Source organism: Klugiella xanthotipulae (genome assembly GCF_006716695.1).
Taxonomy (GTDB): domain Bacteria; phylum Actinomycetota; class Actinomycetes; order Actinomycetales; family Microbacteriaceae; genus Klugiella; species Klugiella xanthotipulae.
The window spans coordinates 602,359-623,479 of record NZ_VFPN01000002.1; the positions used below are offsets into that span (position 1 = coordinate 602,359).

6 protein-coding genes are annotated in these 21,121 nt (G+C 64.0%); 1 reads left to right on the forward strand and 5 read right to left on the reverse strand.

What is annotated here, in order from left to right; translation table 11 throughout:
- Nucleotides 1-184: 184 nt before the first annotated feature.
- From FB466_RS08760 to FB466_RS08770, 3 genes are all read right to left on the reverse strand, one after another.
- A complete protein-coding gene (locus FB466_RS08760; RefSeq protein ID WP_141917677.1) occupies nt 185-607 on the reverse strand; it encodes a hypothetical protein in 423 nt (140 codons plus the stop codon).
- On the reverse strand, nt 604-6,135 hold the full coding sequence (locus FB466_RS08765; RefSeq protein ID WP_141917679.1) for a DUF6531 domain-containing protein: 5,532 nt from the start codon (nt 6,133-6,135) through the stop codon (nt 604-606). The genes FB466_RS08760 and FB466_RS08765 overlap by 4 nt, the downstream gene beginning before the upstream one ends.
- Before the next feature lie 148 nt (nt 6,136-6,283).
- A complete protein-coding gene (locus FB466_RS08770; protein ID WP_141915348.1) occupies nt 6,284-6,568 on the reverse strand; it encodes a pyrophosphorylase in 285 nt (94 codons plus the stop codon).
- Nucleotides 6,569-7,621: 1,053 nt separating this feature from the next.
- Here FB466_RS08770 and FB466_RS08775 point away from each other — a divergent pair.
- Nucleotides 7,622-8,269 carry a DUF1266 domain-containing protein gene (locus FB466_RS08775; protein ID WP_170206088.1) on the forward strand — a complete coding sequence of 216 codons (648 nt, stop codon included), beginning with the start codon at nt 7,622-7,624 and terminating at the stop codon, nt 8,267-8,269.
- A 99-nt stretch (nt 8,270-8,368) separates the two neighbouring features.
- On the opposite strand, the gene FB466_RS08780 is transcribed toward FB466_RS08775, so the two are convergent.
- A complete protein-coding gene (locus tag FB466_RS08780; protein ID WP_141917682.1) occupies nt 8,369-8,776 on the reverse strand; it encodes a DNA polymerase III subunit chi in 408 nt (135 codons plus the stop codon).
- A gap of 114 nt (nt 8,777-8,890) precedes the next feature.
- Nucleotides 8,891-20,860, reverse strand: a complete 11,970-nt coding sequence (locus FB466_RS08785) for an Ig-like domain-containing protein (RefSeq protein ID WP_141917684.1) — start codon at nt 20,858-20,860, stop codon at nt 8,891-8,893.
- Between the last annotated feature and the right edge of the window lie 261 nt (nt 20,861-21,121).

The following is a 21,121-nucleotide window of genomic DNA, read 5'->3' on the forward strand; positions in this document are numbered from 1 at the left end:
TTCGCTAAGTGGTCGCGTGGCTCCCGACGGCAGCACTCTGCCCAAACCGCCCGGCACGACTGCCATGGCCAGGCCTGCACCCAGACTGGCCGCGGCACCTTCGAGGGCGTGTGGCCCCGGCCTTGTAAGGAACGCATACGCGGTAGAAGCGACAGCTTCACCAACCTGTCCAGCGATCACGACACTAGTCGAGCCAGAACGAACCAAGCTTTGAGAGGTCCCAGGGAAATGTATACCGATTCAGATCATGATCAAATTGGACATCTATCTCGCTCTCATCAAGGTTGAACATTTTTTCCAGGAGCCGAATAGCGAGCGCAACGGCACCCTCGGTCTGAAAATCAACATCACTATGCACAATATTATTAATAATAATATCCACATTTGCATAATTGACTTCCTGCAAAATGCGAGACATGGTTAGTGCCGCTCCGAAGGCTAGGGCTTTCCGTACGCCTGGAAGACAGTCGCCTTCAACGTGAAACCGAAACTCGCCGCGTGCCAGATTTGCTTCTGAATCGAATATATTTGCACTACCATTCGCTGATATATGGATGCCCCACGATGCACGAATTACTCTATACAGATAGTTCGATTCAATTCTCATCGGTCGAACCTTAGCGCACCCATTACATCTGACGAGAAATAGTGCTCCGTCATTGAATCCGTTGGCCTAGTGATATAGTCAAGGCCATGATCCGGATTTCCATCCCAAAGTTGACTATATCTTTCCATGAATCCTCCAGATTGCTCGTCGCTCATTTGGGAGATGTGAGCTTGGTTGAAATTAGATAGCGTCTCATTATCGACCGAGAACGACAACACGTCACGATCTGGCCTGCGTCCTGCGTAGGCGGCAGCATCGTCATATGTACCCCACGCGTATACACCAGGCCCAAAGTGTGCCCTGTGGGGAGCAGTTGGCCATGGCTCTCCCCCGCTATGAAGCCGTGCCGCATCGTGTGCATCCTGTGCAGTATAAAACGTGGTACGACCTGATGAACTGGGTGTGGTGGGTAGGTCTCCGAGTGGTCGGGTCGCTGCGGGTGGCAGCACCCTACCCAGACCCCCCGGGAGAACCGTCATTGCGAGGCCTGTACCCAGACTTGCAGCGGCTCCTTCGAGGGTGTGCGGTCCGGGCCCTGTGAGGAACGCGTACGCCGTAGAACCGACAGCCTCCCCCACCTGGCCCGCGATTTGCGCACCAATACCGCCACCGACCATGCCAAAGACACCACTAATCGCGACCTGGCCCCAGTCAACACTACCCGTGGTCGCTTTCTGAATAATCGCATCCACACCCGCGCCCAGCAGCGCACCGCCCAGTGGCCCGCCGACACCGGTGGCAATAAGGACACCACCGGCGATGACCATCGCACCGCCGGCGAGGTATTCCCAGTTATCGCCTAACCATTCGCCGGCAGCCGCGAAAGCACCGTTATTCGCGTTGTTATACGCCGCGAGTTCTTCATCGGTGACGGGGCGTAGCCCGGTGGGGTCTGTTAACCCGACAGGGTTGTTACCGGCGTACGCGTAGGGGTTCCCAGACCATCCCGCACCCGTGACAGGCTCCAGCGGGTCTACGGAGAGGAATCCGCGGGTGGTGGGGTCATAGGTGCGGGCACCCAGCCATTCCAGACCACCCACACTCAACCCACCGGACGCGGTGAGATCCACCCCGGCCGGCAGCAACCCTACCAACGGGTCGCCGCCCGCCGGTGAAGTACCGGCGGTGGGTACAGCAGGCATCCCGGCGGCACCGATTGTGGCCCACGGGTCGGCGGTATCCGTTGCTCGGGTGGCGCGCCATCCCGGGGTTGTCCAGGTATCCCCGATACCGGTCACGCCACCCACCAGGGGAAGGATCTGTGTGTCTCCTGCCCCGACCAGGGTGGGGTAGACGCTGGCGGTATCCCACCACACCGGCACCCGCGCTGAAGAATCCGACTCGGGGGTCGTTGCGGTAATGCTGGCGAGTTCGCCCGTGGCATCAACCCACAGGTCGTGCAGGCTCGCCGTTGATCCGGTGTTGTCTGTGGCGGTGATGCGGGTGAGGTATCCGCGGGGGTCCCACGCGTAGTCACAGCCGGAGCCGTCCGTGCGTGTTTCCCGGGTGCGACGACCGGAGCCGTCATACGAGTACGTGCTGGTCGTCTTGCCGTTGGTGACGCTCAGCAGTTGCCCGGCAGCGTCGTACGTGTAGTGCCGCTCGGTACCCTCCACGCCACGCTCGGTGAGGAGACGACCACCCGCGTCATACGTCCAGGACGCCCGGGCCGTACCGTTGTCGGTCGTCGTTTCGACGAGCTGCCCGGCATCGTCGTAGTGGTATGTCGTGGTGGCATCGTGTGTCACGGATGTGACCCGGCCCGTGTTATCCCGCCCGATGAGCGTGACGTCGGCACCGTCCGCGCCGGTGCGAGTGTGTGTGGTGAGCCACCCGTCCGTGTACTCCCACGTTTGGGCGAGATCGCCCGCCCGCGAGCGTGTGGGGCGCCCGGCCGCGTCGTAGGCAAAGAACGCCTCACCCACCTGCGGGTTAGCGACGCTCGTGACTCGGCCGGCGGCATCGTGAGAGTAGCTCGTCTGCGTGCCGGTGTGGTCGGTGAACGCCACCCGGCGACCATCCGCGTCATACTCCCAGCGCATCTCGGCGTCGCCGCGGGTGCGGCGGATAAGTTGCCCGCGCCGGTTGTACTCCAACATGTGCTCCACGGGCTGATCGTTGGCCCGGGTGTGGTCGGTGAACGCCACCCGGCGGCGGGTAACATCCCGCGACACCGTCGATACCAGGCGACCGTCGATACTGACGGTGTCCTGTCGGCCACCCGCATCATAGGTCCAGGATGTTGTGTGGCCGTCGGCATCCGTCTGTGACAGCTGCCGCCCGGCGGCATCATAGGTGGCCGTGGTCACGCGCTCCAGCGGGTCGGTGACCGAGTCAACCTTGTCCGTCTCGGTGTAGGTTCGGGTCGTGACCCCACCCACCGGGTCGGTGATGCGCACGAGGCGGCCACGGGCGTCGTACTCGTAGTCCGTTTTTCCGCCGACACCGTTGACCACCTGAACGAGTTCACCGGCGAGGTTGTAGCGGAAGCGGCGGGTACCGTAGAACGTGTCTTGGGAGTGGGTGAGCCGCCCAACCTTGTCGTACGCGTATCGGGCGACGCCCCTCCCAGGAACCACCCGCGATACCAGCCGGCCGGCCACGTCATAGGTGTAGGACTCCACCTCGCCGGTGGGCAGCGTACGCGACTGCACACGGGAGTCGGCGTTGTACGACAGCGTCGTCACGGCACCGAGCGGATCAATCGTCTTCCACGGGCGACCGCAGCCGTCATACTCAAACACTGTGACCGCACCCATCGGAGAGGTGACCCGGATGACCTTGCCCGCGACATCCCGCTCCAGGCGCGTGAGGCCACCCTCCCCATCCAACATCTCGACGGGGTGTCCTGCGGCGTCGTACGTGGCGAGTTCCGCCGAGCCGTCGGCAGATTCTATCCGCGAGGGGCGGCCGTACTCGTCAAACTGGAAGGACAGCGAGGCGAACGCATCCGTGAGGGCACCCGTGCCCGCGGCCCGATCGGTGCTCGCCTCCATGCGCACCCCGGTGGGGTCCACAACCGCGCTGAGCATCCCGTTGGGGCCGTACTCACGCGTCCAGTCGTTACCTCCCGGATCGGTGATCGCCGTCACGCGGGAGAGCGCGTCGTGCGCAAACCCCCAGCGGGCACCATCCGGCAGCACCACACCGGAGACATTGCCCAGGTCGTCGAATGACCGCTCGATGACTCGGCCCAGCGCGTCCGTCGTGCGTGTGAGGTCGCCGGTGGGTCCGTACTCCATCTCGGTGCGGGCACCCAGCGGATCAACAATCGCGCTCACCCGGCCCGCACTATCGTGCTCAAACCGCCACAGCGCACCGTCCGGCCCCTCACGAGATGCCAGCACACCCGCAGCGTCGTAGGTGAACCGGGTCACGCTGCCGCCCGGGGTTACCGCCTGCACGGGACGTCCAGCCTGATCCCGCACGATCCGTGCGCTGTCGCCGTTGTGATTGGTCGTGGCCAACACATCACCGTGCTCGTCGTAGGAGAACGACACGCTCACGCCCACCGGGTCAACCACGCGGGTCAGGAGGCTACCGGCCCACGTGAGCTCGGTGCGCCCGCCCAACGGGTCCAGAATCACCGACGGGTTTCGGCCATCACCGGAATACTCGTAGTCAACAACGCTGCCAGACTCCGTGATCACGGTGGTCACCCGGTCGAGGTCATCCCAGCCATACGTGATATCCGCGCCCTCGGGCGTGACCGTGCGCACCCTGCGCCCACGGGCGTCATACGCGTGAACCGTCACGCCGCCATCGCGGGCAATCGACGACACCAGGTTGCCGTGCCCGTCATAGGACATCGACTGGCGGTTATCGTCCGAGTCCAGCACACCAACGAGGCGGCCCTTCGCGTCGGCGATCCAGGAGTTCGAGCGGGACCCGTCCTCATCCGAGACGACCGTGACGCGGCCCGGCAAATACGCAAAACGCACCCGCCGACCGTGCGGGGAGACCTGCAGGGTGACCCGGCCCGAATCGTCGTACTCGTTGAGGGCCTCGACCACGCCGGAGGCCCCCACGACAGCCTCGATGAGACCGGCGTCATTCCACCGGTACGTGCGCACCCCCGTCGGGGAGTGCACCTCAACGAGCCGCCCGGAATCGTCATACACATACTCCACCCGGCGTCCGTCGGATGCCCGGGCCACGACCACCCGGCCGTCACCATACTCCACCGCGATAAAGCGGCCACGCTCGTGTTCGAGCCGAGTGATGACACCCGCCTCGTTACGCACGGACCGCACGGCGGTTCCCGACTCGGAACCCGACCCCAGCCACACCCCGCCGGGCGTATACGCCCACCACAGGCCAACGTTGTTTCGAACGACGAGGACGGCACCGCCATCAGGATTCACAAACGGAGAAACCCGTGTGCCCGCCTCCCGGGACAGCCAGAAGTTCTCGCCCGCACCGCGACCCCAGCCCGCACCCTCGCGCGGGAAATGAACCTCACGCCCGTCATCCATTCGCCACGAGGCTCCCTCGTCGGTGAGGGTCACCTGCGACTCCAACGCTGACGACCAGCCCGGGCCAAAAAGGCCAGCCGCAGGGTTCAGGGAGTTATACATGCGAGACAGGGCGAGAGAGGCAGATCCACCGATACAGCGCAGGTCTCCCTCCGGCTCAATGAAGTTACCCGTTGACGTGTTCACCGGGTCCATGGAGAATCCCGTCGTGGGGGGCGCGCCAAAGGCCGTCGGCGGATCAATCTGCAGGCTTGACCTGGACGCATCAACCCCGGCACCTGCCAGCGCCGAACCCAGCGCCGCATTTGACACCCACGAGACGTTCCCCTCGCCACCGGCAGCAGCAAAAGCATCGGCAAGAGTGGTCGCCCACCGCCTGTCATTAGCGTTGGCCGCCAACCACCTCTCGTATGCCGTCACCACACCCGACCCGTCAAGCGTTCCCCACTTGCACTGCGCCGCAAAGTCGGCCAACTTACCCCGCAACGTGCCGGGGGCGGTACTCAGTAGTTCGTCAAGACCGGAGATGCCCGTGGCAAACGAGCGCAGATTACTCGGTCGAGCCGACGACGTTCCCCCGCCAGAACCGCCACCGGATGTCGGCTGCGGGGTGTCCCGGGTTCCGGCCGCGGGAGCCGGGGCATCGTGGCGCGGCTCCGGCGCGGCCTTCTCCGTCGGGGCATCCTCACCGCCGGTGAAAGCGTCACCAATGACCTCAAACACGTTGCGGCTGTCCTGACGCTCTTTCCACTCGCGGGCACGCCGCCGCCGGGCGTCCTCCTCCTCAGCCGCCGTCCTCAGCTCCTGCGCGTAGGTCGCCACCACACGCAGCGACTCGGCCAGGCGGGTGGCATCCGTGGCCGCCGTCGAGGCGTTCGTCGTGAAAAGGTCTGAAAAGTACCCCTGAAAGTCTTGTTTTCCCGTGCTCACATACGAGGCACGGGACGCAGCCTGGCCCTCCAGCGTGGTGGCCGCGTTAGTGAACGCGGCCACCACCCCGTCGGCCGTGTTGTAGTTGTAAACCAGCGGAGAACTACCGTGCATATCAGACATCGACCAAACCCTTTTCTACACCCCAAAAACATTCCCAGCGGTGAACTGCCGGGCGCACACCTGTGCGTCTACCCCCAGAAAAGCGTCCCTATCCACCAACGGAACCCGCGCCGGGCCGGTCTGTGGACAGGGACGCACCCACGGGCGCTTACGCTCCGCCGCCGCCGGCGCTGAAGATGTCCTGCGAGATCTTGTCGAGCTGCGTGCGAAGCTGCTCCAGCTCGGTCTTAGCCTTATCCAGGGCTGCCTTCGTCTCAGGCCAGGTCGAGCCACGGAACGTGGAAGCCAGCGGGCCATCCCAGACGTTCTGGTCAGACAAGATACGTCCCTGGGCATCCAACTGCGAAATCTGGTCGGTGAAACCACCATTCACAATCGACTGAATCTGACGGATAGCGGTCTTCGCCTGCTCGGTAGACAATACACGTGACATCAATAAACCTCCAACATAACGACGTTTTCACCCGCACAGCGCGGGGAAAGCCTTCGCGTACAGCGTATACAGCAGAGAAACAGTACAAAATTATGCCCAATAGCGAATCAGAAGTAAAACAAATATGAAAATTGTTGTTTGATCTGGGGAAAATCTGAATATTATTCATTCAACTGAAATTTTCTCGTGACAAAAATTCACCCTCAACAGGCTATTTAATGGTCACAAAAACTACGGCGAGGCAAACAGGTTCTTCGAGGTTGAGAGTGTTAGGTCGGGGTCGCGCGGCATCGGTCTGGTGAGGTATCGAGACTTTCCGGATGGAAGGTCTCCCGCTGACCGCGCAACAGAAGACCTCGGACTACCCCACGCCACCACCATCGCAGCGGCCGAAGACCTCTCCACCTCATCCCCACCCAACCACGGGTGTTACCGCCACGCTATTCTCCTGATTCGTCTTGCCGAAAATCCGTTGCCGTTGGGGTGAAGAACGGAAAACCCGTTGCGGCCCGTTGCGAAAGCCAACCCATTTTAAACTCATAGGCTTCGCCGGGGGTAAAGGACGCGGTGAGCTGCTCAATATCCTTAGTCGTAATACCCGCCGCCAGGGTTATATCGTTGCACTCACGAGTATGTACAATAACTCGCCAGGCTGATACGGAACTTCGATTTCCCTTCACCTGCTCCGCGGATTCTACGCGACGTCACCCAGCGCACATCCAACGAATCCAGCGCTGGGCTCGCGAATACAAGAGCAACAATGAGAAGCACCAGGATAACGATGATATTTATCATCCAGTCCCGAACAGGGCCCTAGGCCGCCATCCCGCGTGTAGTAGATTGTGTAGTGTTTGCTCCCCCCGTTGACACGCGAATCGTCGGTGGTCACCTCCCGCCCGCGGCGTACCCACGGGGAGAAATCCCACCCGAACAATCCAGCCGACTCTGACCGCACCGCATCCTCACCCCCCCCGGCGAGGCGGCGCACGGGCGCGAGGTATCCCCGAGTCTTCGCCACGTCGGTCGATCTACCCACAATCCCAAGGAGCCCCGGTGTTTGAAAGCAAAAAGCTGAAGCGATTCGTTGGCGAGAACCGTGTGCAACCTGCGCAGGAACGTCTACTCGGTCTCGGTGCCGCGATAATCGCCGCCGCCGATTTCACACCGCTTGTACTCGCGCTCCGCACCCCGCGCGAACAACTGGCCGCCCACCTTCAGCAAACCTGGAACGTGGTTGACGCACACACCGCCCGCGACGCCATCGTCTGGCTCGTGGATGCCGGGGCCCGCGAGACCTACGCCGACAAGTACCGCGCGTTCCAGGCCGGGCAGTCGGCCCCCCTCAACGATTCCTACGGGCAACTCCTCACGGCGGCGCAGCGCTTCGGCTTTGCCGAGCAGGACCTCCGCGGGTGCCCCACCCTCGCCGCCTGGGACTACGACCGTGCCGCCGCGCTCACCCGCCAATCCTTCGCGCTCGGCTACCTAGACGAGGCCGAAGTCTGGGAGATCCTGGGGGCGCTCGTGCCGGAGGTACACACCGAGTTCAACGATTGGCGCAGCTACGCCCTCTCCCTCGCCGTGGGCCGCAGCTTCTGCTTCGGCGGCGACCCCGCCGAGATCCTCACCACCCTGAGACGCCTGCTGGAGAAAGACCCGGAACTGTCGCCCTGGGTGCTGCACCCGCTCAACACGCTGTAGCGGCGCATCCCCTTATACACGTAGTGCCGCCCGCCACACCAGCCGAATGATCACCATTCTGCTGGCGGGACGAGCGGCACCTGAGCCGCACCCGTGAACCTAGCGGCTCATCGGGGCAAAGCTGTAGTCAACGAGGTACGTGTCGTCCTCGCTGCGGAGGGTGAGCGTCACCGAGTTGGTGCCGTTGTTCAGCGAGTAGATGCGGTGTGCGCCATCGCCGTCGTCCGAGCCGTGCGGCACGTAGCCGTCCGCCAGGAGGTCGTCGAGGGCCGCCTGCTGAGCGTCAGCATCCTGCACGGTCACGGTTGTTGACCAGCCGGAGCTGCCCAGCGTCGCCGCCGCAATGGGGGTGCCCGTTGCAATCGGGAAGTCCGTGGGGATTCCCTCCGGCAGCGACACCTCCTGCGCCTGCTCGGGGGCGGCATCCGCGGTGCAACCGGCAAGGGCTGGGGCCGCCATCAGGATGCCCGCGAGGGCCAGCGCACTGGTCCAGTTTTTGTTCATCATGTTCTCCTCTGACCCGGTACTCCGGGTCGGCCTCACAAGAATGGGCGGGCGCGGGCCGAAACCCGCAGGGAGGTGGGGGCCGGGACTCTCATCCCGACCCCCACCCGGTGCGGACTAGACCGCGTCGGTGTTCTCGCGGCGACGCTTCGCCACGAGGAACCAGGCACCCGCAGCCACGAGCAGGAAGGCCCCACTCAGCGGCATCAGGATGTCCGAACCGGTCACGGCCAGACCCGGGGTGGCGGCGGGCGTCGTCGGCGCGTCGGCGACGGTAACCATGAAGGTCTCCGACACCTCACCGCTGAAGGCTCCCGACAGGATCACCGAGTGGCTACCCAGCTCGAAGGTGCCGGGGAGGGCGATTGTGAAGGTCACCTCACCGTTGGCATCCGCAACCTGGGAGCCCAGGGCGATGGGCTCGGAGTGCAGCACACCCGTGACCACCTCGCCAGGCTGGAACCCGTAGCCGTAGGCCACCTGGGTTGTCCCCGGACGGAGCAGAGCCGACTGTAGCAGCATGGACACGGAGCCCACCCGAACAACAACCTTCTCCGACTCGTTACCGGCAGGATCCGTTAACACAATTGTGATGTCAACGCCCTTCTCCTGTGCCGGGGTGAGGACCGCCTCAAAGTGGCAGTCATCGCCCGCCACCGCGGTTCCCAGGGTGTTGCCATCTGCATCGGTGATGGTCACGGTCGAACCGGCCTCGGCGCATCCGGTGACGGTTGAACCGTCGCTCGGGTACACCACGGGGGTCGTCGGCTTGGTGGTGTCAATGCTGACGGCCACCTCGACCGTGTTACCCACGGCGTCCGCGACGACAACCTTCACGATGTCTCCCTCAGCGAGGGGGCTATCGGGGGTGAAGGTGAAGTTGCCTTCACTGTCCACCACGGTTGTTCCGGGAATGGGGTTGCCCTGTCCGTCCACCACGGTGAGGGTGTCGCCGGGGGCGACGGGTCCACCGGTGATGACGGTGCCATCGCTGGGGCTCACCTTCGGGGCGGTCGGCGGCGTGGTGTCCACGACGACGGGTACCGGAGTACCGCTATTGCCCGCAGCATCGGTCACGGTCACGGTCACGGCGCTTCCCTCGGCCAGCGGCGTGGTCGGAGTGAAGACGAACGTGCCGTCCTCATGTACGACCATCGTGCCGGGCACGGGTACCCCGTTTCCGTCGGTCACCGTCACAACGGCACCCTTCTCGATGTTGCTTCCGGTCACGGTCTTGCCGTTGGATGCGTCCACCGTGGCCACCTCGGGAGCGGATGCATCGGTCACGACCGTGATCGGCTCGCTGGCGTTACCAGCGGGGTCCGTCACCGTAATCTCAATCGGCGTGCCGTCCGGGAGGGCCGGGTTGAGAGTAACAACAAACGTGCCGTCCTCATCCACCGTGGCCGTACCGATGACCTCGCCCGTCTCCGGGTTCGTCACCGTCACCGTCGCACCCTTTTCAGCGGCACCCGTGACGGTGGAACCGTCAGTCGGGTTGACCGTGGCAACCTCAGGGGCGGAACCATCCGTGGTCACGCTAACCGGCTCGCTGGCATTACCAGCAGGATCCGTCACCGTAATCTCAATCGGAGTACCGTCCGGAAGAGCCGGGTCGAAGGTGACCACAAAGGTGCCATCCTCATCCACCGTCGCCGTACCGATGATCTCGCCCGTTTCCGGGTTCGTCACCGTCACCGTCGCGCCCTTTTCGGCGGTACCCGTCACGGTTACACCGTCAGTCGGGTCCACCACCGGGGCAGCAGGAGCGGAATTATCCGTCACAACGGATACCGGCTCGCTGACGTTACCAGCGGGATCCGTCACCGTGATCTCGATAGGCGTACCATCCGGCAGCGACGGGTTGATCACGCAAGTGAACGTTCCATCGTCGCCGACCGTGGTCGTGCAGACCAGCTCACCGGTCTCCGGGTTGATCACGGTAACCGTGCCACCCTTCTCACTCGTGCCGGACACCGTCGAACCGTCAGTGGGGTTCACCACAGGGGCAGCAGGAGCCGAGGAATCGGTCACCACCGTAACGGGCTCGCTGGGGTTACCCGCGGGGTCCGTCACCGTAATCTCAATCGGGGTACCGTCTGGCAGGGCGGGTTCAATCACGCAGGTGAATGTTCCCTCCGTACCGATCGTGGTCGTGCAGACCACCTCGCCCGTCTCCGGGTTCGTGATGGTAACGGTGCTTCCTTCCTCACCCGTTCCGGTAACCTCGGAGCCGTCCGTGGGGTTCACCACGGGAGCCTCGGGGCTGGACCTGTCAACCGACACCACGGTGGGCGGCGAGACAGTTCCGGCGGGGTTGGTTTGGGTGACCGTGATGATGTCGCCATCCTCAAGCGTCAGACCCGCGGGGGGTGTGATGCTCCAGGTGCCGTCGATACCCACCGTGGTGGTCAGCGTGCTGTTGTCGGGCAGGGTCACCGTGATGGTGGAGCCGGCCTCGCCGGTGCCGCTGAACTCGGTGCCGTTGGTCGGGTTGACGAACGGTGCCACAACGGCAGAGCCATCCACCGTGAGCGGAGTCCGGGGAGACTCATTGCCCGCAGGGTCGGTGGCCGATACGGTCAGCGTCTCGCCGTCGCCCAGCTGGGGATCGAAGTTGACGGAGTAGGTTCCGTCCTCTCCCACCACAGCCGAGGCGATGAGCTCGCCAGCCCCGTTGTAGATGTTCACGGTGGAGCCTTCCTCGGCGGTACCGTACACGACGGTTCCATTCGACGGGGCAACCGTGGGGGCGGCGGGGGCGCTCGCGTCGGTCACGACGGATACCGGCTCGCTGGCGTTGCCAGCGGGGTCCGTCACCGTGATCTCAATCGGAGTACCGTCCGGGAGGGCCGGGTTGAGGGTGACCACAAAGGTGCCATCCTCGTCCACGGTCGCCGTACCGATGATCTCGCCCGTCTCCGGGTTGGTCACCGTCACGGTGGCGCCCTTCTCGGCGGTACCCGTGACGGTGGAACCGTCAGTCGGGTCCACCGTGGCCATCTCGGGAGCGGATGCATCGGTCACGACCGTGATCGGCTCGCTGGCGTTACCAGCGGGGTCCGTCACCGTGATCTCAATCGGAGTTCCATCCGGGAGGGCCGGGTTGAGAGTGACCACAAACGTGCCATCCTCATCCACAGTCGCCGTACCAATGACCTCGCCCGTTTCCGGGTTCGTCACCGTCACGGTCGCACCCTTCTCAGCGGTACCCGTCACGGTTACACCGTCAGTCGGGTCCACCACAGGGGCAACAGGAGCGGAACCATCCGTGGTCACGGATACCGGAGCACTGCTGTTACCAGCGGGGTCCGTCACCGTGATCTCAATGGAAGTACCGTCCGGGAGGGCCGGGTTGAGGGTGACCGCGAAGGTGCCATCCTCGTCCACCGTGGCCGTACCGATGACCTCGCCCGTCTCCGGGTTCGTCACCGTCACGGTCGCACCCTTTTCGGCGGTACCCGTGACGGTGGAACCGTCAGTCGGGTTGACCGTGGCAACCTCAGGGGCGGAACCATCCGTGGTCACGCTGACCGGCTCGCTGGCGTTACCAGCGGGGTCCGTCACCGTGATCTCAATCGGAGTACCGTCCGGGAGGGCCGGGTTGAGGGTGACCACAAAGGTGCCATCCTCATCCACAGTCGCCGTACCGATGACCTCGCCCGTTTCCGGGTTCGTCACCGTCACCGTCGCACCCTTCTCGGCCGTACCCGTGACGGTCGAACCGTCAGTCGGGTCCACCGAGGGGGCAGCAGGAGCCGAACCATCGGTCACAACAGATACCGGAGCACTGCTGTTACCAGCAGGGTCCGTCACCGTGATCTCAATCGGCGTTCCGTCCGGGAGGGCCGGGTTGAGAGTAACAACAAACGTGCCATCCTCATCCACCGTGGCCGTACCAATGACCTCGCCCGTCTCCGGGTTCGTCACCGTCACCGTCGCACCCTTCTCGGCCGTACCCGTGACAGTCGAACCGTCAGTCGGGTTCACCACAGCCACCTCGGGAGCAGAACCATCCGTGGTCACGCTAACCGGCTCGCTGGCATTACCAGCAGGATCCGTCACCGTAATCTCAATCGGAGTACCGTCCGGAAGAGCCGGGTCGAAGGTGACCACAAAGGTGCCATCCTCATCCACCGTCGCCGTACCGATGATCTCGCCCGTTTCCGGGTTCGTCACCGTCACCGTCGCGCCCTTTTCGGCGGTACCCGTCACGGTTACACCGTCAGTCGGGTCCACCACCGGGGCAGCAGGAGCAGATGCATCCGTCACGACCGTGACGGGGCCACTCGGGTTTCCAGCCGGGTCGGTAACCGTCATCGTCACGGCGGTTCCATCGGGCAGCGCGGGGCTGAACTCGACAACGAAGTTGCCGTCCTCATCCACCGTCGCCGTACCGATAACCTCGCCCGTCTCCGGGTTCGTCACCGTCACCGTCGCACCCTTCTCGGCGGTACCCGTGATGGCTGAACCATCCGTCGGGTTCACCGAGGGTGCCTCGGGAGCGGTCGCGTCAACCGTGATCGCCAGCGGCTCGGAGGGGTTACCTGCGGCGTCGGTCACAACGACCTTCACCACACTGTCCTCCGTCAGTACGGGGCTGGGCGTGAAGACGAAGTACCCGTCCTCATCGACCGTGACCGTGCCGGGAACGGGGTTACCCGCCCCATCCACAAACGATACCGTGGCACCGCTCTCAACGGGTCCACCCGTGATGCTGGTCCCGTTGGACGGGTTCACAGCGGGCTGGGCGGGCGCCGTCTTGTCGATCTGGATGACCGTGGGGGGCGATACCGTTCCGGCACCGTTCTCCGCGGTCACCGTGATCGTGTCGCCGTCCTCGAAGGTGATTCCGGCCGGGGGCGTGATGCTCCACGTACCGTCCTCGCCCACGAGGGCCGTCAGCTCATCACCGTTGGGCAGCGTCACCGTGATGGTGTCACCGGCCACGCCGGTTCCGCCAATCGTGGTGCCGTTGGACGGGTTGACGCCCGGCGCAACAACCGCGCTGCCGTCAACCGTGAGCACGGCGGCGTCCGACTCATTACCGGCGGCGTCAGTCGCGCTAACGCGGACATCCGTACCGTCTGTAAGGGCCGGGTCAAACGTGAACTCGTACGTTCCGTCTTCGCCCACCACAACGGTGCCAAGAACCTCGTTGTCAGAACCGTAGATCGTCACTGTCGAGCCGGGCTCAGCCGTTCCGTACACAACGCTTCCGTTGGAGGGGTTGACCGTCGGGACCGCGGGTGCCACAGCATCAACCACAACCGGCACGGGTGCCGACTCGAAGCCGTTGATGTCGGAGGCGACAACCGTGATGGTCTCACCGTTGGCGACGGACTCCGTGATCTCCACGGAGTACACCCCGTCGAGTCCGGCAACGGCCGTGCCGATGGTCTCACCGGCGGCGTTGGTGACCGTGATGATGGCACCGGGGTCGGCGACACCGCTCACGCTGGTTCCGTTGGACGGGTTGACCGAGGGGGCAATCGGAGTCTTCACAAACGTCACCGTGTCGGTGGCCGAAGCCGCCGCCTCGGCAACCGTGAAGCCCACGGTAGCGCCGCCCGCGGTGAGCGAGGTGACATAGGCGCGGTACGTGCCGTCACCGAGGTTTTCGGTGCTGGTCGCCACGCCGCGGCTGGTGGTGATCGTGACGGTGTCTCCCGCGGTGAGCACGGGGTTACCGTTCACATCGAGGAGCGACACGATGACCGTGCTGCGCTGGGTTCCGTTCGCCTCGGCGAGCGCGGGCGTTGCCGCAATCGTGGAGGTGGAGAGCGACACCGGTCCGGCCACAAACTCAATCGTCTGCGCCGAGCCGATCGTGTTGCCACCCAGGAGGGCGCTGACACTGTACTCACCGGCAACGGTCGAGGTGAAGTGAACCGTCACGGTGCCGTCGTTAGCGGACACGAACGGGCCAGACTCAACCAGGTCAACACCGGTGTCGGTGTCGAGGCTGATCTCGGCGTTCTTCACGGGGTTACCCTCGGCGTCGTTGACCGTGATGACGGCCTTGTAGGAGGTGGAACCATCGGCGGCAACGGGGCCCTCCGGGGTCACCGTCCAGTGTGACGTGGATGCGGAGGCCGCACCGGACACGAACTGAACCGAGTCGCTGCCCACAACCGTGCCACCGATCGAGCCGGAGACGGTGTAGCCACCGGCCTTCTTCGAGGTGATGAGCACGCGGGCCACACCGTCCTCGTCGGTGGTCGCGGTCGTCGCTGCGGTGGCACCCGAGGCGACCGTGAAGTCAACCGTGGCACCCTCGACCAGGTTGCCCTGGGCGTCCTTCACGATAACCTGCGCGTAGTGCGTGGCCGACCCGTTGGCTTCAACGGTTCCGGGGCTCACCGAGAACGTGCTGTCCTCAGCTGAAGCTGCACCGGCAACAAACACGATGTCCTGGCCGCTGTCGGTGACGGTTTCGCCGCCAATCGTGGCCGTGACCGTGGCGGTCTGCGCCACGGCGGAGGTGATCCGCGTCTCGGCAACACCGTTGGCGTTGGTCGTCGCGACGGGGGTGAACGTGGTGTCACCCTCAACCGCGAACACCACGTCGAGACCCTCGATCGGGTTGCTGTTCTCGTCGAGAACGGTCACCCGGGCGATGTGCTCGTCAACGGTGTTGGCGATCTTGTTGTCGTTCTGTGTCGGGATGCTCAGCGTGGTCTTCGACACGTCGAAGTCCCCGGCCACGAAGGTGACCCTCGCCGGGCTGCCGGTCGTGACATCCTCACCGTCGGACTTCGCGGTCACCGTGAACGTGCCCGCGGTGTTCGACGTCACGGAGAGGGTTGCCTGTCCGTCGGCGTTGGTCTGTACACCGGTGGGGGATGCTGCGGTTGCGTCACCCTCCACGTTAAACGTGACGTAGGAGTGCTGGATGGGGTTGCCGTAGAGGTCCACCACGGTAACCGTTACCGTGTGGGCGTCGACCCCGTTGGCCAGCTTGCTTCCGGTCGTCGCCTGGATATTGGTGTCGTCCTGCGACTTCGCACCGGCGTTGAACTCGATGTTCTCGATGTTCCCCACCTGCTCCGAACCAATCGTGGCCCGTACCGTGAAGATACCGGTCTTTGTCGAGGTGAGTTCGGTTGTCGCAACGCCGTCGGCGTTGGTCGTGGCGGTGCGGGCACCGGAGATCACCGCGTCAGCCTCGAAGCCGACGGTGACACCTTCAACCGGGTTACCCTGCGCGTCGGTGACCGTGACGGTCGCGTAGAAGGGCACCTCACCCTCCGCAGCCACCGGGTCGGTGGGTGTGACGGTAAACGTCGATGCTCCCGCGCTCGGTGCACCGGCCACGAACGTGACCCGTGCGGGGCTGCCAGCGGTTACTGCGGTACCGTTCACCGTCGCGGTCACGTTGAACGTGCCCGCGGTGCTCGACACGACCTGTACCGTGGCGATGCCCTCGGCGTTGGAGGTGACGGTGCTCTCACCGAGTACCGTGGCGGGCGAGGCAGCGGCGAAGGCCACCGAGGCGTCCTTCACGGGGTTGCCGTGCTCGTCACGAACCACAACCGTGGCGGTGTGGGCGGCGGTACCGTTGGCCTGCTGGGTGCCGGTCGTCGCGTCCAGGGTGGAGGCTCCCTCGCCGAAGGCGACGTCACCGGCCTTAAACGTGATCTTCTCGGCCTCGCCAATCAGGTTGGCCCCGATGTGGGCGGACACGGTGAACTCACCGGCCGCTGTCGAGGTGAAGTGCACAACAACCTCGCCGTCCTCGTCCGATACGAACGGGCCGGTCTCGGTCAGGGTCACACCGGTGGGAACCGTGAAGCTCACACCCTGGTCCTTGACCGGGTTGTCGTTGCTGTCCTGCACCGTCACAGTGGCGGTGTAGGAGTCGGTACCGTTGGCGGTGACGGGGCCGTCAGGCGTGACCGTCCAGGACGAGGCGGTGGCCGAGGCGGCACCGTTCTTGTACGTGAACGACTGGGGGTTTCCGCTCGTGGCGGGGATGGCAGTGCCATTCACCGTCGCGGATACCGCAAAGGTTCCCGCGGTCCGCGAGGTGACGTTCAGGAAGACCTGACCGTTCTCGTCACTGAGCTGCGTGAGCGCATCGCTGGTGACCAGCTGGGTCGCGGCGGCGAACACCACCTGGGCATCCTTCACGGGGTTACCAAACGCGTCGGTCACCGTCACGGTGGCCGTGTGCTCGGCGGCACCGTCGGCAGCAATCGAACCGGTTGTACCGCTGAGGCGCGTCGTATTGTCAGCAAACGAGACGCCACCGGCCACAAACGAAACCTGCCCGGGGCTGTTCGTCACGGCGTTTCCGCCGATGGCGGCGTCCACGGCAAACTGTCCGGCGGTGTTCGAGGACAGCGTGACGCGAGCCACACCGTCCGCACCGGAGGTCGCGGTTCCGTTAGCCGGAACCATCGTGGCACCCGAGGTGAACACGACGGGCTGGCCCGCAACCGGGTTACCCTGGGCGTCGGTCACCAGGACCGTGGCCTCGTGGGTTTCGACACCGGCAACCTTGGGTCCCGTACTCACCGTGAGCGACGACGAGTTCGCCGACACGGCACCGGGCACGAAGGTGACCGAGCCGTTGCCGATGGCCAGGTTCAGCCCCGCGGCGTCAAAGACGACGGCGATGTTCTTCGCACCGGCGCTCTTCGAGGTGATGGGGGCCGCGTACACGCCCGCGGAGGACTCAACAAACGAGCCGATGGTGACGTTGGTAGCGGGGGACGCGGCAGCGGTGAGCGCCCCGGCCTTTCCAGTGACCGGGTTACCGTTGGCGTCCTTGAGGGTCACTGTTGCGGTGTGCTTGTCAACGTTGTTGGCAATTTTGGTGGCGGTGCTGAGCGCGAGCGAGGAGTAGCCCGCACCCACCTGGGGTGCCCCGGCCACGAAGGTGGCGGTGTTCTGCCCTGCCGGGTTGACGAGCGAGACGGCGTTGTTGTTCACCGTGACCGTGATGGTCTTGGTCCCGGCCGTCGTCGAGGTGATGGGGGCCGTGTAGGTGCCCTCCTCGCCCTCGGTGAACGCGCCAACGGTCACGCCCGCTGCGGGTGCAGCGGCCGCGGTGATGCTCGCGGCAAATCCACCGGCGGGGCTACCGATCTGGTTGCTCAGCTTCACCGTGAGCGTGTGACTCTCGGTGTTATCGGCCGCCTTGGTACCCGTTGACACGCTGAAACTCGAGGTTGAGGTGTCCACGGGAACGGGGGTAAAGATGACGGATGCGGGCGAACCCGTGATCGCCTGGGTGGTGTTCACCGCGGCAGCAATTGAGAACGCCTTATTGCCCGTCAAGGAGGTGAGCGGCAGCGCGGCTGTTCCGGTGCCGTCGGTTTCTACCGTCACCGTGCCGGGTCCGGCCACCGGGGTGCCCGTCGCGGGGGTGTAGGTCACACCGGCGGGCAGTGTGAAGGTCACGGTCGCGTTGCTGACCGCAACACCCGCGGCGTTCTTCACGACGGCCTGAACAGTGTTCAGAGCCGAGCCGTTGGCCAGGGCGTTGTTGGTCTTCGTGCTCACCGAGGAGGCCGACGCCACGGGAGCGTCATCGTCGAGGACCGTTACGCTGAGCATGTCGATCTGCAACTCGTCGTACTCGTAGTCGGTCGAATCCACGGAGGTGTTGAGCGTCACGCTGCGGGTACCGTCCACAATCGCGTTGTTAATCGCCACAACGGGCACGTCAACAAAGCTCTGGATGGTGTCGAGCGTGGGCTGCGTGGTGCTCAGGTGCTCGTTGGTGGGCAGCGTCTTCGCAACCGAGGTCGCGGCCTGGGCCGGCTTGGGCGTGGGCAGCGTCGAGTCCTTGACCAGTCCGGTCCACTCCTGGTTAAGGAACACGGTGTCCATCGGGGCCTTGTTGACCTGACCCGTGTTGGGGTCAACCGCTACGATCTGTACCCGGTAGCTGGCCTGGGTGGCGTCGCCCGCCTCGTTCACCGTGAGGGAGCGGGGGTTGGGCAGCGTGATGGACAGAGGCGAGTTGTAGGTGACGGAGTTATCGAGGGCCGCACCGGCAACGCCGGTCATCTCCTCGTCATCCGCGGCACCCGCAAAGTTGATCGGGGCTACCTTGGTGTTGGCCGGGTTGGTGTTTTTGTTCCCCGCCCGGTCGTTCACCGTGTTCTTGGCGATAGCCGGGGTGATCGTGCCCGAGGCGTTGGCCTTCACCGTCAGGTTCCAGCGCGTGCTCGAGATCTGCTCCAGGCCAACCACCTGCGAGCCCGCGGGGCTTCCCGAGGCGAAGGTGATGTCCGAGGCGGTCAGGGTATCGGTGCCGAGTGGCTCCGACGACTGCACCTCAAACACGATGTTGCGCCACGAGGTGGCGTCTTCCTGGGTTGTGCCCTGTTTGATCCACATTTCGGGGGCACAGGTGTCGCTACCCGTGATGGCCACGGTGCGCGAGTACTGCGAGGAGCGGCCGAGGCTGTCGAACGTCTGCAAGCGCAGCACGGCGGGTCCGCCCGAGTAGGCGAAGGGAACGGTCTTGGCAAAATCGGCGGCCGAGTTAACCTTCACGCGGCCCAGGTACTGTTCCAGACCGCGGTCGTCGCCGCCGTTGGCCGCGTTGTCACCGGCGAAGGCGTCCACGTACACGGGGTATGTGGGCGCGTATCCACCAGTCTGGGGTGCCTGCATGGTCACGTTCACCACACACGAGCCCACCGGGGCACTGGGGATGGTCGCAGCACTCGGGTAAACGGTACGCACGTATCCGTTGGCCGCGTTGGTAAAGACCTGGTTGGTGTTGTTGTAGTACTCCGCGGCAATCGGGGTGTTGGTGAATCCCGCGATGTTGTCGGCCGTGTTCCGCAGAATCTTGATGGTGTTTGCCGCACCATTCGCGGTGATCAGGTTGGTGCGTGCACCGCCCTGGAAGTGGTTGTCGCGGATGGTCAAACCGTTGTTCGCAGCCGTCACCCAGGTGTCCGCAGCGGTACCCGTGCGGCTGTACTTAAACAGGTTATTGGCGACGACCTGGTTACTGCCGGCCGCGGTGAGCGTGAGGGCATCAGTCGCCGTCGTCCGGGTCTGGAGGAAGGTGTTTCCCACAATCGACAGGTTGTTGTACGTGCCGGAGTTGAGCGTGATCGGCGCGCGGGTGTTCCAGTCCTTGAACGTGGTATTCGTCACGCTCATGTTGTTGACCGTGACGGCGTTCCAGGGCAGGATGCCGTAGTAGTAGTTGTTGGTCGCTGTCGCACTAAACGTGGAGCGGTCGATTGTCAGACCCTCAATCGTCTTGGTGCCGTTGGCGATCATGGTGAGCCCGTACCACCAGAGGTTGTCAAAGGTCACATTGCGGAAGGTGGTGTTCTTGGCCCCGGCCACAACAACCACGGCGCGCTCGGCGGCGATACTGCCCTGCGGGTTGTTGAGGAGACCGTTTTCCACGGTGAGGTTCTCGGCGGTCTGGCCGACATAAATCATGCTCTCACCGCTGGAGAGCTGGCTGAAGTTACGGAACGACTGGTTCTTCCCCGTGAACGCGAACACGGCATAGCCCGGGCCGTCAATCGTGGTGGTGAACCCGATCCGGTTCTGCAGGTCAATCGTGATGCCGTCATTCTTGATGAGGTACATCGCACCGTCATCAGCGTCAACATAGCCACCAACGTTGGAGGTCATGGCCGCACCGTTGGCCACCATGGGGGTCGCCTGCGGAGTCGGGTTCGTGGTGGTGTCGTAGTTAAGCTTCACGGTACCCGTGGAGGCCATCGTGCCCGTGGCGTTTGCCTGGCGGATCTCGGGGGCCGGCGCGATCAGAACGCGCTTACCCGTGAGGGCGTTGGCTTCCTGGATGGCGGCGTACAGGGTACAGCTCGGTGCCGTCACCCCGGCGGTGTTGGTGACGGTATAGCGCGTTGCACACACGCCGTTGCCCGGCGTCACATCAGCGACGTCCCGGATATCGTTCACGAAGAGGGTGATGTCGTAGCCGTTGTCGAGCGTCTCCGCGGATGCCATCATGGCACTCGTATTCAGAAGCCCGAAGAACGCAACGATGAAAGCAGTGGCCGCCGCTAGCGCCCTAAACGCGTAGCTCAACTGCGGCGAGTGCTTTGACGTCTCGCGTATTTGAAAGTTCTTCACACCCTCTTGAGATTCAGATGTGTGTGAACTATGACGCAGTTTGCACCATAAAAAGTAAAAATTTTTAGCAGACAGGATTATTGCTCCCCCAATCAGCTGTTGCGACCGGTTAACCGGCGCGCAACACGACGCGCAGCCCCCAAATGGCTGCACAGAACGGGTGGCCCCCTACAGACCACCGCGCACAATTAATAGTATGTGTTTACCTTGTGATTTCACCCACAGCTGACTGATCGCCACCCGTAGCTTCACCCCGCATAC